Here is a 14,878-nt window from a genome sequence, read left to right as displayed (position 1 = left end):
CTTGAGTCCCCGGAGCGTATCGGCGTCAGACGAGCGGGAGCGGCACCCGGACCGCGATGTCCCGGCGCGCCGCGGCGAGACGCTCCACGCTGACCTCGCCGTAGGTCGTGGTGCGCTGCCGCGGGGTGCGCCCGGCAGCGACCACCATCGCCTCGAGCTCCTCGACGGACTTGCGCGAGCCGTGCGCCGAGCCGGCCATCCGGCTGATGGTCTCCTCCATGAGCGTCCCGCCGAGGTCGTCGACGCCACCGGCGAGGACCTGGCCGCACCGCTCGGGCCCGAGCTTCACCCAGGAGCACTGCACGTGGTCGATGCGGCCGTGCAGCAGCAGCCGCGCGACGGCGTGCACGGCCCGGTTGTCGCGCACCGTCGGGCCGGGCCGGGCGACCCCGGCGAGGTAGATCGGAGCGTTGGTGTGCACGAACGGCAGCGGCACGAACTCCGTGAAGCCGCCGGTGCGGTCCTGCAGCTCGGCGAGCAGCCGCAGGTGGCCGAGCCAGTGGTGCGGCTGGTCGACGTGGCCGTACATCATCGTGCTGGTCGTCGGCAGCCCGACCTCGTGGGCCGTCGTCACGACCTCGACCCACTGCGACGTCGGGAGCTTGCCCTTTGTGAGCACCCACCGCACGTCGTCGTCGAGGATCTCTGCCGCGGTGCCGGGCAGGCTGTCGACGCCGGCCTCCTTCGCCGCGACGAGGAAGTCCCGGATGGAGACCTGCATCCGGGCGGCCGCGTTGACGACCTCCATCGGGCTGTAGGCGTGCAGGTGGATCCCAGGCGCCGCGGCCTTCACGGCCCGCGCCAGGTCGAGGTAGGCGGTGCCCGGCAGGGTCGGGTCGATGCCGCCCTGCATGCAGATCTCGGTCGCGCCGACCTCCCACGCCTCGGCCGCGCGGGCGCCGACCTCCTCGAGCGACAGGGTGTAGGCGTCGGCGTCGGTGCGCCGCTGGGCGAAGGCGCAGAAGCGGCATCCCGTGTAGCAGACGTTGGTGAAGTTGACGTTCCTGTTGACCACGAAGGTGACGTCGTCGCCGACCGCGTCGCGGCGCACGTCGTCGGCCAGCCGGGTCAGTGCCTCGAGCGCGGGCCCGTCGCAGGTGAGCAGGGAGAGGTACGCCGGGTCGGCGAGCCCGGCCGGGTCGTCGGCGGCCTGTGCGAGGGCGGCCCGGACGTCCGTCGGGAGGCGCTCGACCTGCGCGGGCACCTGGGCGCGGACCGCCTCCCAGTCGCCGTAGACGTCGTCGAAGTCCGACCGCCTGTCGCTGCTGCGCCCCGTCGTGTCGACGGTCGCGTGCAGGTCGGTGCGGCCGGTGCTGCGCAGCGCGTCGTCGGGCTCCTGCCACGGCCGGCCGGTGGGCAGCACGTCGGCGGCGAGGCCGCTCGGCAGCCGCAGCGCGTCGACGTGGGCAGCGAGCCGCGGGTCGAGCCACGGCTCGGCGAGGTAGGGCGGGTGGGCGGTCAGCCGCTCGGTGAGGGCGAAACCGCTTGCAGCGCAGGCCTTCTCGAGGTCGTCGAGGTGCGGCCAGGGGCGCTCGGGGTTGACGTGGTCGGGGGTGAGCGGGCTGACGCCGCCGAGGTCGTCGACGCCTGCCGCGAGCAGGTCCGCGACGTCGGCGAGGTTGGGCGGAGCCTGCACCCGCACAGACGGGCCGAGCAGGAGCCGCGCCACCGCGATCGCCGCGAGGTGCTCGTCGCGGGTCGCGTCGTCGGCGTCGCGCATGGCGGTGTCGTCCTTGGCGAGGAAGTTCTGGACGATGACCTCCTGCACGTGGCCGTGCCGGCGGTGGCTCGCCCGGATCGCGAGCAGCGACTCGGCGCGGTCGGCGAGGGACTCCCCGATGCCGACGAGGATCCCGGTCGTGAAGGGGACCGCGTGCCGGCCGGCGTCTTCGAGGACCCGCAGCCGCACCTCCGGGTCCTTGTCGGGGCTGCCGCGGTGGGCCGGCACGTCGGCCGTCGTCTCGAGCATCATGCCCATCGACGGGGCCACCGGCTTGAGCCGCTGCAGCTCGGCCCAGGTCATGACGCCGGGGTTGAGGTGCGGCAGCAGCCCGGTCTCCTCGAGGACGGCGACCGCGGCCGCGCGCACGTAGGCGAGGGTGTCGTCGTACCCCGCCTCGTCGAGCCACTGCTGCGCCTGCGGCCAGCGGTCCTCGGGCCGGTCGCCGAGGGTGAACAGCGCCTCCTTGCAGCCGAGCGCCTGACCGGCGCGGGCGATGGCGAGGACCTCGTCGAGGGAGAGGTAGGGCGCGGGCAGCTTGTGCGGGACGGTCGCGAAGGTGCAGTAGTGGCAGCGGTCGCGGCACAGCCGGGTCAGCGGGACGAAGACCTTGCGGCTGTAGGTGACCGTGCGCGGCCGACCCAGCGCCTCGAGCCCCTGGTCGCGGACCCGGGCCGCCGAGTCGCACAGCGCGACGAGGGCGTCGCCGCGGGCCGCGAGCAGCGTGGTCGCCTCACCGGCGTCGAGCGGCTTGCCGTCACGCGCCCGCGCCAGGGCGCGACGCATGCCCGGCTGCTCCATCCGCTGACCCTATGTGGCGGCGGACAGCACCACCGCGGCGACAGGCAGGGTGACCCGGCCGTGGGTCACTGGGTAGGACGTCGTGACCACCTCGACGTAGCGGCGGCGCATCTGCGCCCGCTGCTCCGGGGTCGCCGCCGCGATGACGGCACCGGTGCGGGGCGTGCTCGCGCCCACCGCGTCGAACCACGCGCCCGGCTCGACCTCCACCGACCAGGTGGCGCGCTGGACGCGGACATCGGCGAGGTCACGCAGCAGCGCACGCGCCTGGTCCTCGTCGGCGAAGCGGGTGCTGTCCGGACCGGGCGGGGCGTCGGCGACGACACCGACCTCCGCCGCCACCGGGCCGAAGAGCCCCAGCGCGACGTTGCGGTCCGGGACGTCCCAGACCGTCATGGCGAGGCGACCGCGGCAGACCCGCGCGAGCTCGGCCACGACCAGCTCGGGACGGGCCAGGTGGTTGAGCAGGAAGCCCGCGACGACGGCGTCGAAGGCCCCGTCGGCGAAGGGCAGGTCGTCGGCGGACGCCACCTGCGCGTCGATGCCGAAGCGGGTCGCGATCTCGACCATCGGCGCGGACTGGTCGACGGCGGTCACCTCCGCAAAGCGGGCGAGCGCTGCCGCCGCGACGACGCCCGGGCCGGTCGCGACGTCGAGCACGCGCGTCCCGACGGTGACGCCGGCGGCGTCGAGCAGGGGCTGCGCGCCCGGTCCGGTCAGCCGCGTGAGGTCGGCCGCGTAGGGCTGGGCACGGGTCTCCCACGCGGCCCGCTCCCATGCCGCAAACGCGTCGAGCTGCTCGTCGGAGTGCTGGCCCGCTCCTGGTTCCACAGTCCCAGCCTGACAGACTCGTCGGCATGCGGATCGTGGCCCTGGCGGGCGGCATCGGAGGGGCGCGCTTCCTGCGCGGGCTGCAGCACGCGGTGCCCGACGCGGAGCTCACCGTCGTCGTCAACACCGGCGACGACATCAGCCTCTACGGCCTGCGCATCTGCCCCGACCTCGACACGGTGATGTACACCCTCGGCGGCGGCATCGACGAGGAGCGCGGCTGGGGCCGGCAGGACGAGAGCTTCCGCGCCAAGGAGGAGCTCGTCGCCTACGACGCACCGACGGCCTGGTTCGGGCTGGGCGACCGCGACCTCGCGACCCACCTGGTGCGCCGGCAGATGCTCGACGGCGGCTTCCCGCTCTCGCAGGTCACCGAGGCGCTGTGCGCGCGCTGGCAGCCCGGGGCGCGACTGCTGCCGATGAGCGACGACCGGGTCGAGACCCACGTCGTCGTCGACACCCCCGAGGGCCGGCGCGCCATCCACTTCCAGGAGTGGTGGATCAAGCACCGGGCCGGCCTGCCTGCGCACTCGATCGTCGCCGTCGGCGCGGAGGAGGCCACCGCCGCGCCGGGCGTCCTCGACGCCATCGACGCGGCCGACGTCGTGCTGCTGCCGCCGTCCAACCCGGTCGTGAGCATCGGCACGATCCTGCAGGTCAAGGGCATCCGCGAGGCCCTCGAGGCCAAGCGGGTCGTGGGCCTGTCCCCCATCGTCGGCGGCGCGCCGGTCCGCGGGATGGCCGACGCGTGCCTGTCCGCGATCGGCGTCGAGACCTCCGCCGAGGCGGTCGGCCGCCACTACGGCAGCGCGCTGCTCGACGGGTGGCTCGTCGACACCGCCGACGCCGGCGCGACGGTGCCGGACGTCGAGGTGCGCGCGGTCCCGCTGCTCATGACCGACGTCGAGGCGACAGCGGCGATGGCCCGGGCCGCGCTGGACCTTGCGGGTGTCTGAGGGCTCCGGGCCTCTGGGGTACCGCGTCCTGCCGGTGACCGGGTTGCCGGAGGTCCGGCCCGGCGACGATCTCGCAGCCCTGATCAGCGCGGCCGTGAGCCTCGAGGACGACGACGTCGTGGTCGTCACGAGCAAGGTCGTCAGCAAGGCCGAGGGCCGGCTCGTCACGGTGCCGCCGGGTGCCGACCGCGAGCAGGTGCGGCTCGAGGCGGTCGCCGGCGAGACGGTCCGGGTGGTCGCGAGCAGGGGTACGACGACCATCGCGCAGAACCGCCACGGCCTGGTGCTCGCGGCCGCCGGTGTCGACGCGAGCAACGTGCGCGGCGACGAGCTGGCCCTGCTGCCGGTGGACCCGGACGCGAGCGCCCGCCGGCTGCGCGCAGAGCTGCAGGGGCTGACCGGGCGTCGGCTCGCCGTCGTCGTCTCCGACACCCTTGGCCGGGCCTGGCGCATCGGCCAGGTCGACCAGGCGATCGGCGTCGCGGGCCTCGACCCGGTACGGGACGCGCGCGGCACGACCGACAGCCACGGCCACGTGCTCGAGGTCACCGAGATCGCCGTCGCCGACGAGCTCGCCTCCGCCGCCGAGCTGGTGAAGGGCAAGGCCGAGGGCGTCCCCGTCGCCGTCGTCCGCGGCCTGTCGCTGACCGGGGACGACGGGCCGGGTGCCGCCGCGCTGGTCCGGCCCGCGGCCCAGGACTGGTTCCGGGTCGGGACCCGCGAGGCGCACCTCACGACGCTGTCGCTGCGCCGCACGGTGCGGGCCTTCACCGACGCGCCCGTCGACCGCGCGGCCGTGCTGCGGGCCGTCGGTGCGGCCCTGACCGCACCCGCGCCGCACCACACGACGCCGTGGCGGTTCGTGCTGCTCGAGGACCGCCGCGCGCAGCTGCTCGACGCGATGGCCGCCCGGTGGGAGGCCGACCTGCGAGCCGACGGCTTCACCGACGAGCAGGTGGCCCGCCGCCTTCAGCGCGGTGACGTGCTGCGCGCTGCGCCGTACCTCGTCCTGCCCTTCCTGGACCGCAGCGGTGCCCACGACTACCCGGACCCGCAGCGGTCGGCTGCGGAGGAGCGGATGTTCCTCGTGTCCGCCGGCGCCGGCGTGCAGAACCTCCTGGTCCAGCTGGCCGCGGAGGGGCTGGGCAGCGCGTGGGTGAGCAGCACGATGTTCTGCGCCGACGTGGTGCGCGACGTGCTCGACGTGGAGTGGGAGCCGCTGGGCGCGGTCGCGATCGGCCACGCCGCCGCGCCGCCCGCTGCGCGGCCTCTGCGCGACCCGCTCGACTACGTCGAGGTGCGCTGAACGACTGGCGCCGACCAGCCCAGGTCGACGAGCCGCTTGCGCAGCACCATCGCGGCGACCGCCTTCGACTCCGCGAGGTCGACGAGGTCGCGGGCCGACTGCCCCTCGGACGAGGCCGTCGCGAGCCGGTCGGACAGGCTCAGGTAGTCGCGCATCGCGGCACGCAGGGAGTCGTCGTCGAAGGACTGCACGCGGCCAGTGTGCCCGAGATGTCCCCTAGTGCGCACGGTGGTCCTGGATCGTCAGCCGCGGCCCGAAGCGGGGCTTGCCGACACCGCTGACCTCGAGCAGCCTGATGACCCGGTAGCGCTGCGGCCGCCAGGGCTCGAGCAGCTCGGCCATCCCGTCGTCGTCCACGGGCCGGCCCGCCAGCGCCCACCCGACGAACTGCGACAGGTGGTAGTCGCCGAAGCTCACGGCGTCGGTGTCGCCGAGCGCCCGCTGCGCGATCTCCGCAGCGGTCCACACCCCTATGCCGGGCACGGCCCGCAGGCGGCGCTCGGCGGCCTCCCGGTCCATCCCGACGATCTCCTCGAGCCGGCTCGCGAGCCGGCAGGCCTCCACGACGACGCGGCTGCGCTTGGGGTCGACGCCTGCGCGGTGCCAGTCCCAGCTCGGGATCCGCCGCCACACCTCGGCCGGCGGTGGCACCCGCAGGCCCGCCGGCACCGGCCCCGGCGCCTCGGTGCCGTAGCGCTGCACCAGCCACCGCCAGGACAGTCGCGCCTCGTTGCCGGTCACCTTCTGCTCGAGGACCGCCGGGACGAGCACCTCGAGCACCCGACCGGTCCGCGGCACCCGCAGCCCGGGATGGCGCGCGTGGGCCTCGGCCAGGAGCGGGTGTCGGGGCTCGAAGCCGGCCGGATCGTCGCGGCCACCGAGCAGCTCCGGTGCGCTGCTGAGGACCCGCTCGGCTCCCGGACCCCAGGCCTCGCAGGTGACATCGTGCAGGCCGCGCTGGCTCAGGCGGTACGACGCAGGTCCGTCCTCGGTCCACGTCGTCCGCCAGACCGCACCGTCGTCCGCGACCCGGTGGGTCGGGTCACCGCTGCCCCGCCGCAGGGGTGCGAGGGTCCGGCGTACGTCGACCGGGTGGGCCGGCCGCCAGGTGCTCACGAGCCCATCGACGGCCGGCGCAGGTGTGTCCGGGCCGGTCGTCACCCCTGCAGTCTGCGACACGGGTCCGACTAGCGTCTGGCCGATGCAGCAGGTGCGCGCGGCCGGGACCGACCCTGACGTGTCTGTCGACGTGGTGCTGCTCCCCCGGCTCGTCGTCGTCGACGGCGAGCCCGGCTGCGGCACCACCTCGGCGCTGCGGCTGCTGGCCGCCGCGGGCGGCTGCGCGCTGCTCACCGCCCCCCCGGGCGACGAGTGGACCGACTCCGACGTCGCCGTCGACGCCCTCGGCGCACCGCACCTGGCGGGGCGCGAGATGTGGACGCTGTCCGGTGGCGAGCGCCAGCGGGTCCGGCTCGCCGGTGCGCTGGCCGACGCGCGGCCGCTGCTCCTCGACGAGCCGCTCGGCTACCTCGACGACCGGGCGGTCGCGGAGGCGCTGGCCGCCCTGCGCACGGCGGCGACGACCCGGGCGGTGCTGGTGGTCTGCAAGACCGACGCGCGGGCGGCTGCGGCCGCCGACCTCGTCGTCACGATGGCCGAGGGCCACCTGCTCGTGCCCTGACGCGCCCCTCGCGGACGTAGGCCACGGACAGCCCGACGAGCCACGCGGCGTTGAGGAGCGCGGACGCGGTCGCCCCCTTCTGCGCCCAGCCGATGACGATGAGCAGTGCACCGACCTGGGCGGTGGCGAACACCCACGGCTCGCGCCGCCGCCACAGCCTCAGGAACCCGGGCAGGAAGAGCGTGAACGGCACGGCCAGCACGTAGCCGAGGCCGAGCGCCGCGCCGGACACGCTCACCGGTGGCCTCCGGCGAGGGCGGCCACGTGCCACCCTGCCGCCTTGCTGCACTGCACGCTCCCCGCGTGCAGCTCACACGCCGTGGTCCCAGACCGCGAGCGTGTGCAGTGCACGCGCTGGGCGTGCACTGCAGCAAGGCGCGCGGTGAGGCGTGCCTGACCTCGAGTCAGGCGGTGGACGGGGACGGTGCAGCGGGTCATGCGAGGCCGGGCGCGCGCTCGGCGACGAGGGCGTGCAGCTCCTTGACGCGCTGCGCCTCGGCGGCCGGCATCACCAGCGTGGCCGTCGGGGTGTGGACGACGACGAGGCCCTCGCAGCCGACGAGCGCGACGAGGTGGTCGGGGTCGGAGGAGGCCACGACGCAGTCGGTCGAGCCGTGCACGACGGCGAGCGGTGCGGAGACGGCGTTGCCGGCGTCGTCGCGGCCGACGGCGTCGCCGTAGGCGGGCCAGGAGCCGACGTCGAGCCAGCGCGCGTCGAGCGGCAGGGCCGCGACGGTGAAGTCCGGCGACGTCGAGGCCGGCTCCATGACGCCGTAGTCGACCGACAGCTTCGGGATCTCCTCCCACGCCGAGGAGTCGCCCGCGACGACGCGCGCGACCAGCGCGGCGGTCGAGGGCGCGAAGGCCTCGACCGCGGCGAGCAGCGCCGAGGCCTGCCAGACGAACATCCCGGAGTTCCACAGGGCACCCGCCGCGACGAGCTCCTCGGCACGGGCTGCGTCGGGCTTCTCGGCGAAGCGCGCCACGACGCGAGCCTCGCCCGACAGCGGCGCCCCGAGCTCGAGGTAGCCGAAGCCGGTCGCCGGGTGGTCGGGCACGACGCCGAAGGTCACCAGCGCGTCGCCCCGCGCCTCCGCGAGCTCGAAGGCCCGCGCGAGCGTCTCGGCGAAGGAGTCGACCGGCTCGATGAGGTGGTCGGCGGTGAGGACCGCGACGACCGCGTCGGGGTCGGAGGCGGCGATCGTCGCCATGCCCAGTGCGACCGCCGGCAGGGTGTCGCGACCGGAGGGCTCGATGACCAGCCGGTCGGGACGCAGCCCGTCGACGGCGGAGACCGCCCCGCGCAGCTGCTCGCCGGCACCGAGCCAGACCCGGTCGGCGTGCACGACGGACGTCGCGCGCGCGACCGCGACGTCGAGCAGCGACCGGCCCGCCAGCAGCGGGACCAGCTGCTTGGGCAGGCCCGCGGTCGAGAACGGCCACAGGCGGGTGCCGGAGCCGCCGGCGAGGATGAGGGCGTGGCGCACGGGGTCTCCCGGGGTCGTCAGTCGAGCAGGTCGGCGGAGCGGGTGGGCGCAGCGCCCTCGCCGACCGCGCGGACGCGCGTCGACACGAGGTAGCGGACGGCCAGGCCCACGGCGAGCAGAGCACGCAACGGGGCGAGCGCGATCCCGTCGTACTGCCGTGAGAGGTAGCGGTAGAGCGAGCGGTGGTGCTCGGCGACCATCGCACGGCCGGCGCGCGCGGTCGCGTGACCGCCTGTGTGGGTGATGACGGCGGACGGGACGTAGACGTTCTGCCAGCTCGACAGGGCAAGGCGGTGGCAGAGGTCCATGTCCTCGCAGTACATGAAGTACGACGGGTCGAAGCCGGCCACCGACTCGAAGGCCCGCCGGCGCAGCAGCATGCATGAGCCGGACAGCCAGCCGGTGGTGCCCTCGACCGGGCGGCCGACCTCGGCGCGGTAGGAGCGGGTCCAGGGGTTGCGGGGCCAGAACGGACCGAGCACGGCGTGGCCGATGCCGCGGCCGAGCGAGGGAAAGGCGCGCGCGGAGGGGTAGAGCGCGCCGTCCGGGGTGCGGATCGCGGGCCCGAGGCAGCCGGCGGCGGGCCAGCGCCCGGCGGCGTCGATCAGCGCGTCGAGCGCACCCGGTTCCCAGACGACGTCGGGGTTGGCGACCACCAGCCACTCGCCCTCGAAGCCCGACGCCCCGAGGTTGGCGGCCTTGCCGTAGCCGAGGTTGCCGCCGGTCGGCAGCAGCGTGACGTGACCACCGGCACAGGCCTCCGGGACGCCGTCGGTCGAGCCGTTGTCGGCGAGGACGACCTCATAGGGCAGCGAGGTCGCGGCGGCGAGGGAGTCCAGGAACGCGGGCAGCGCGTCGCCGGGCGAGTAGGTCACGACGACGACCCGGACGGGCCGGGTCGTCATGCCGGAAGGGACCTCATCCGGACACCGCGCGGGTGTAGCTCGCGAGGTGGGCCTCGGCGCTGTGGGCCCAGGTGAACTCGAGCGAGCGCGCGTGGCCGGCCTCGCCGAGCGCGGCCCGGCGGGGGGCGTCGTCGAGCAGCGCGGTGAGCCCGGCGGCGATCGCGGCGGGGTCGGGCTCGGTGTAGGCGACCGCGTCACCGCCGACCTCGGGCAGCGACAACCGAGGCGTCGTGAGGACCGGGGCGCCGCAGGCCATCGCCTCGAGCACCGGCAGGCCGAAGCCCTCACCGTGGGAGGGGTAGGCGACCACGAGCGCGCCGCCGAGGTAGCCGGGCAGGTCGGTGTAGCGCAGGTAGCCCGGGCGCAGCACCCGCAGGTGCGGCGGGACCTCGGCGATGGCGCCGTCGATGGTCTCGTCCCAGCCGGCGCCGCCGGCGAGCACCAGCGCGGGCGGGTCGGGCCGGTCCCTGACGGCCTGGACCCAGCCGCGGATCAGACCGGGGACGTTCTTGCGCGGCTCGAGCGTCGACAAGAAGGCGACGTAGGGCTGCGCGCCCTGCTCGGTGCGCAGGCCGAGGCGCGCCTGCACGCGGGCCTTCTCGGCGTCGCTCGGGACGTGGAAGGTCGTCTGGTCGACACCGTGGTAGGCGACGTCGATCTTCGTGGCGTCGGCGTCGAGCACCCGGATGATCTCGTCGCGGGTGGCCTTGGACGGCACGACGACGCGGGCCGAGCGGCGCAGCGCGGTGCGGGTCGCGGAGCGGAAGAACGTGCCCTTGACCGAGGTGTGCATCTCGGGCTCGGTGAAGAAGGTGGCGTCGTGGACGGTGACGACGACGGGCCGGCCGGCACGCAGCGGCATCGTGTAGTGCGGCGAGTGGACGACCTGGGCGTCGACCTGCTGCGCGACCAACGGCAGGCCGGTCTGCTCCCAGGCGAGGCGGGCGGGGCGGTGCGCGATCGCGGCCGGACCGGCGACGACGCGCGCCTCAGGCGCGAGCCGGCCGTAGCGCTCGGCGTCGGCGCGCTGGCAGGCGACCGCGACGGGGGCGCCCGCGGCGGCGAGCGCCTGCAGCAACCCGTCGACGTAGCGCCCGACACCACCCCTGTCCGCGGGGACGGCCGTCGCGTCGATGAGGACGCGCGGGTCCGTGCTGGACAGCGGAGGCTCCTTCCGAGGTGCGATCTGTGCTCGTCAGCCTACGCCCGCAGCGAGCGGTAGGCCTCGACCAGCAGCCGCGCCGCGCCGTCCCAGGTGAAGGCCGCGGCCCGCGCGGGTCCGGCGAGGCGCAGCCGCGAGCGGACCGCGTCGTCCTCGACCACCTCCCGCAGGGCCAGGGGCAGGCCCGCCACGTCGACGTGCACGGCCGCTCCCCCGGCGACCTCGACGAGCGACGGGGCCCGGCTCGCGACGACCGGGGTCCCGACCGCCATCGCCTCGAGCAGCGGCAGCCCGAAGCCCTCCGCGCGGCTCGGGACCACCAGCGCGGTCGCGCGCCGAAGGAGCACCGCGAGGTCGGCGTCGGGGACCCGGCCGAGGGAACGGACCCGACCGGGGGGGAGGCCGACCTGCGCGGCCAGCTCCTCCGGCGAGGCAAGGTCGCCCCAGCCCGGCTGGCCGACGCACAGCAGCGGGACGTCCGGGGCCGCGCGGTCGGCCAGCGCCCGGACCAGGTCGGCCAGCCCCTTGCGCGGCTCGAGCGTCGCGACGGTCAGCAGGAACCGCTCCGGCAGGTCCATCGCGGCGGCCCGCGCGTCCGCGTCGGGCGGCAGGTCGAGCTCTCCGCTCACGCCCTCGCCGACGACCAGCAGCCGGTCGGGGGCGATCCGCACGTGGTGGCGCAGCTCGGCGGCCACGGCGTGGGTCGGCACCACCACGAGGTCGGCGTCGCGGGCGGCCCGCTCGACGACCCGTCGGTGCCAGCGGACGCCGCGCGGCGTGAGGGTCGACGGGTGCGTCCACGGCACCGCGTCGTGGACGGTGACGACCAGCGGGGTCCTGCGTCGCGGTGGGGCGAGCGGCGTCGGTGCGTGCACGACGTCGCAGGGCACACCCGGTCCGGTCCCGCGCTCCCAGGCCGCGACCAGCGGCCGGCGGGGCAGCCGCAGCCGGTGCGGACCACCCACGCCGTCGACCTCGGCGGCGGTGGTGTCGCGGTGCGCTGCGACCCAGCCGTCGACCTCGACTGCCCCGGTGCGCGCGAGCGCCGCGCCGATCTCGCGGCTGTAGCGACCGGTCCCGCCGGGCACCGGCGCGAGCAGCTGCTCGAGCAGCAGCCCGACCCGCACTCAGCCGACCCGGTAGGGCAGGGAGACCTTCAGCGCGGTCCCGGCGAAGCCCTCCCACAGCACGCCGAACTGCTCGGTGCGCGAGCCCGCGCTCCGGCCGTTGCCGGCGAGCACGAAGGAGAACCGCGCGACCTGGCCGGGGCTGACGTAGGTGCCGCCCGGCCGGCTGAGGTTGGCCGTCACCGGCGAGGGCCGGGTCGCCGTCAGCCAGGACGAGTGCCGCGACGGGGAACCGCTCGTCAGGGCGGTCGAGCGCACGACGCCCTTGACCGGCCAGGCGGTGTTGCCGGTGTTCTTCACGTCGAACCACACCGTCGCGGTGCCGGTGCGCGGCACGGTGACCCCGGACCGCACGGCGACGAGGCTGCCGCTCACGACAGCCTTGACGACCTTCGCGGTGGCGGTGACGACCGGGCCGTAGCGGGCGGTCGCACCGACCGCCTGCAGCCGCAGGACGTGGTCGCCGACCGGCTTCTTGTACGCCGACAACGGCACCTTCCACTCACCGACCTCGCCGGGGTGGACGGTCGTCACGCCGGGCCGGGTGACGTTGCGCGCGAGGGCCGGTGGCCGCGACGGCGACGGCCACGCCGCGGTGGCGAGCGGGTAGGCCTTGTCACTGGCGGTGCCGAGCGACTCGCTGCCGACCTGCCAGGGCGAGCTGCCGAGGTTGCGCAGCCGGATGGTGAGGGTGGCGGTCCCGTTGGGCGCTGCAGGCACCGTGAAACTCGCAGGGGGCAGCGTGTCGGCGCTCGCGAGGCGCGAGACGGTCGGGTCGGTGCGGACCACGGTGAGGGTGGTCGGCGCCCCGTCGACCCAGTGCTTTCCCTCCCACAGCGGCTCGAAGGACTCACTCGTCACCCCGGCGGCGAGGCCGTTGCCGACGAGCGGCAGGTCGAAGCTCGCGGTCGCGTCGGGCGCGACGTCGGCGGTGCCGGCCATCCGGGCGGCCCGCTTGGGGCTCAGCCAGGTCGGTCCGGCGCTCGCGCTCGCGCGGTCACGGGCGGCGCTGGTGCCCAGCAGGAGCGGGGTCGTCGGCCCGGCCGGCCAGGTCAGGTTGCCGGTGTTGCGCACCGCGAGGCGCACCGTGGTGTCGCCGGTGCGAGGGACGACGACGGTGCGGCCGTCGGCGAAGACCGGCGACGGCGCGTCGGGGGCGGTGGAGGTGGCCGTGCTGCCGGGGGCGGCAGCCGGCGCTGCGGCCGGGGTCCCGGCCCACAACGCCGCGTCGACGGGGATCCGCCAGCTGACGGTCGCGCCAAACAGCGGGCCCGTCCCGATCCGCAGCCGGTAGGCGCGGCCGTGCGTGCCGGGGGCGACCCCGGCGGCGTCGAGCGCGACCCGGAACTCCGCCCGCTCACCCGGCGCGATGCTGGTCGCCGAGCCCGTGTAGGCGCCGGGCGTCGTGCTGCCACCGGCCAGCGGGTCTGCCTCGCCGGGGGGGCTTGCCACCGCGAGGTGCAGCCCGTCGGTCGACCAGGACGTCGTGCCGGTGTTCTCGATGACGGCCGTCACCGCGCCGGTCGACGGACCAGGAGCCTTGACCAGCCGCGGCGCGGCGGACTGGCTGACGACCTTCGAGCCACTGGCCGGCACGAACCGCCACCACGACGAGCGCAGGCCGTCACCGTTGGCCGGCCACGAGCGCGCGTTGTAGATGCCGGCGCCGGTGGTCTTCACGGTCGTCGCCGCGCCGTCCTTGGTGCCGCGCAGGACGACCTGCTTGACCCGCCCGCCCCATTCGCCGTTGCCGTCGCGCTCGGTCACCTCCATCGAGACCAGCGACCCCAGTGCGGGGTAGCGCCGCTCGACGTCGGAGACCCGCAGCTGCGCCTTCCACTCGTGCACGCTGTTAGCGACGAGGCCGTCGTAGTCGTCGCGCTGGGCGACGAGGTAGGGCTGGCCGCCGGTGGTGGACCAGCCGCCGTTGCTCGAGGAGTACTCCGAGAAGATGGGGGTGCCGTCGTACGTCCTGACGACGCCCTTGGTGGCGCGGACCGCCTCGGTCGTCGAGGCCGGCTCGAGCGAGGTCCGCGTGCCGCTCGCGGTGTAGCTCGCGCTGCCGCCGAAGACCTGGCACTGGGTGGTGTCGCAGATGTCGTAGCGGGCGCTGCTCGGGACCCGCGAGCGCTTGTTGGCGGAGTAGGACCGGGCCGCGATCGCCTGCGACTGCAGGGCTGCCGCGGCCCAGGAGGCGCTGGACTCGCGCGGGACGACGCCGAGCAGGTAGTCCTCGAGGCCGAGGGTGTCGATGGTCTGCAGCGAGGTGGTCCCGGTCTTCACGGCCTGCACGTGACCGCGATAGTCGCGGCTGGTGCCGCCGGGGAAGACGACCCGCACGAAGGTCGTGCCGGAGAAGCGCAGCGGGCCGGCGACCGCGGCCTTGCCATCGAGCGGCACACCGGTCCAGGTCGAGCCGTCCCAGCTCTGCAGCGCGAGACCGGCGGAGGTCGCGAGCGCGCGCCAGCGCTTCGGGGTCGTCGACAGCGCGAGCGACGCGCCGGTCGCGACGTCGGTGGCCTCCAGGCCGTCGCTGGGGACCACCTGGGTGTCGACGCCCTCGTCGGCCTGCAGCAGCACCCGGATCGCGGCGTCGGCGAGGACCGTCTTCGCGGTGCCCGGGTAGTAGAAGCCGGTGATCTGGTCGGCGGTCAGGCCCTTGCTGGCCGCCCCCTGCGCGCCCCACTGCGACATCCCGCGGCCGTGGCCCCAGCCGTGGCCCTGGACCTCGAAGACGTCACCGGCGGGGCGGGCGTAGGTCTCGGCGGCCACGGCGGGCGTCGGGGTCGCGACGAGCCCGCCGACGACGCCGGTGACGGCGGCCAGGACGGCGGTGAGCGTGCGGGCGGGGCTGCGCATGAGGGGTCGTCTCCGAGTCAGGACTTCGAGGCGGGCGTACCAG

13 protein-coding genes are annotated in these 14,878 nt (G+C 75.4%); 3 read left to right on the top strand and 10 right to left on the bottom strand.

Going from position 1 to position 14,878, the window contains the following annotated elements:
* Positions 1–25: 25 nt before the first annotated feature.
* Both Q8R60_01420 and Q8R60_01415 read right to left on the bottom strand, forming a co-directional pair.
* Entirely contained in the window at positions 26–2,521 is a 2,496-nt protein-coding gene (locus Q8R60_01420) for a bifunctional FO biosynthesis protein CofGH (protein ID MDP3711128.1), read from the bottom strand.
* A 9-nt stretch (positions 2,522–2,530) separates the two neighbouring features.
* Positions 2,531–3,352: a class I SAM-dependent methyltransferase gene (locus Q8R60_01415; GenBank protein MDP3711127.1), complete on the bottom strand. Its 822-nt coding sequence runs from the start codon at positions 3,350–3,352 to the stop codon at positions 2,531–2,533.
* A 26-nt stretch (positions 3,353–3,378) separates the two neighbouring features.
* Between Q8R60_01415 and cofD the strand changes: the two genes are divergently transcribed.
* Positions 3,379–4,308 (top strand): 2-phospho-L-lactate transferase, encoded by a 930-nt coding sequence (cofD, locus tag Q8R60_01410; protein ID MDP3711126.1) that lies wholly within the window; start codon positions 3,379–3,381, stop codon positions 4,306–4,308.
* Positions 4,309–4,342: 34 nt separating this feature from the next.
* Entirely contained in the window at positions 4,343–5,614 is a 1,272-nt protein-coding gene (locus Q8R60_01405; protein ID MDP3711125.1) for a coenzyme F420-0:L-glutamate ligase, read from the top strand.
* Here the strand turns inward: Q8R60_01405 and Q8R60_01400 are convergent.
* Both Q8R60_01400 and Q8R60_01395 read right to left on the bottom strand, forming a co-directional pair.
* The gene (locus tag Q8R60_01400) at positions 5,596–5,805 is read right to left on the bottom strand and encodes a hypothetical protein (GenBank protein MDP3711124.1); all 210 of its coding nucleotides are present in this window, start codon (positions 5,803–5,805) and stop codon (positions 5,596–5,598) included. The genes Q8R60_01405 and Q8R60_01400 overlap by 19 nt on opposite strands.
* Positions 5,806–5,830: 25 nt before the next feature.
* Positions 5,831–6,730 carry a DNA-3-methyladenine glycosylase 2 family protein gene (locus Q8R60_01395; protein ID MDP3711123.1) on the bottom strand — a complete coding sequence of 300 codons (900 nt, stop codon included), beginning with the start codon at positions 6,728–6,730 and terminating at the stop codon, positions 5,831–5,833.
* Between the two features lie 85 nt (positions 6,731–6,815).
* Here Q8R60_01395 and Q8R60_01390 point away from each other — a divergent pair, with 85 nt between their 5' ends.
* Complete coding sequence (locus tag Q8R60_01390; protein MDP3711122.1) at positions 6,816–7,295, top strand: hypothetical protein; 480 nt, start codon at positions 6,816–6,818, stop codon at positions 7,293–7,295.
* On the opposite strand, the gene Q8R60_01385 is transcribed toward Q8R60_01390, so the two are convergent.
* The 6 genes from Q8R60_01385 to Q8R60_01360 form a co-directional block, all read right to left on the bottom strand.
* Positions 7,261–7,533, bottom strand: a complete 273-nt coding sequence (locus Q8R60_01385) for a hypothetical protein (protein ID MDP3711121.1) — start codon at positions 7,531–7,533, stop codon at positions 7,261–7,263. The genes Q8R60_01390 and Q8R60_01385 overlap by 35 nt on opposite strands.
* Before the next feature lie 196 nt (positions 7,534–7,729).
* Positions 7,730–8,782, bottom strand: coding sequence for a mannose-1-phosphate guanylyltransferase (locus Q8R60_01380; GenBank protein MDP3711120.1), 1,053 nt, complete (start codon positions 8,780–8,782; stop codon positions 7,730–7,732).
* Between the two features lie 17 nt (positions 8,783–8,799).
* A complete protein-coding gene (locus Q8R60_01375) occupies positions 8,800–9,687 on the bottom strand; it encodes a glycosyltransferase family 2 protein (protein MDP3711119.1) in 888 nt (295 codons plus the stop codon).
* Between the two features lie 13 nt (positions 9,688–9,700).
* Complete coding sequence (locus Q8R60_01370) at positions 9,701–10,822, bottom strand: glycosyltransferase family 1 protein (GenBank protein MDP3711118.1); 1,122 nt, start codon at positions 10,820–10,822, stop codon at positions 9,701–9,703.
* A 65-nt stretch (positions 10,823–10,887) separates the two neighbouring features.
* The gene (locus Q8R60_01365) at positions 10,888–11,976 is read right to left on the bottom strand and encodes a glycosyltransferase family 1 protein (protein MDP3711117.1); all 1,089 of its coding nucleotides are present in this window, start codon (positions 11,974–11,976) and stop codon (positions 10,888–10,890) included.
* Positions 11,977–14,835 carry a SpoIID/LytB domain-containing protein gene (locus Q8R60_01360; protein ID MDP3711116.1) on the bottom strand — a complete coding sequence of 953 codons (2,859 nt, stop codon included), beginning with the start codon at positions 14,833–14,835 and terminating at the stop codon, positions 11,977–11,979. It lies immediately after the preceding gene.
* Positions 14,836–14,878: the final 43 nt, after the last annotated feature.

The sequence above is a fragment of the Mycobacteriales bacterium genome (assembly GCA_030697205.1).
Classification (GTDB): Bacteria; Actinomycetota; Actinomycetes; order Mycobacteriales; family SCTD01; genus JAUYQP01.
The sequence above is the reverse complement of the archived record's forward strand: the minus strand, read 5'-3'. Positions and strand labels throughout refer to the sequence as shown.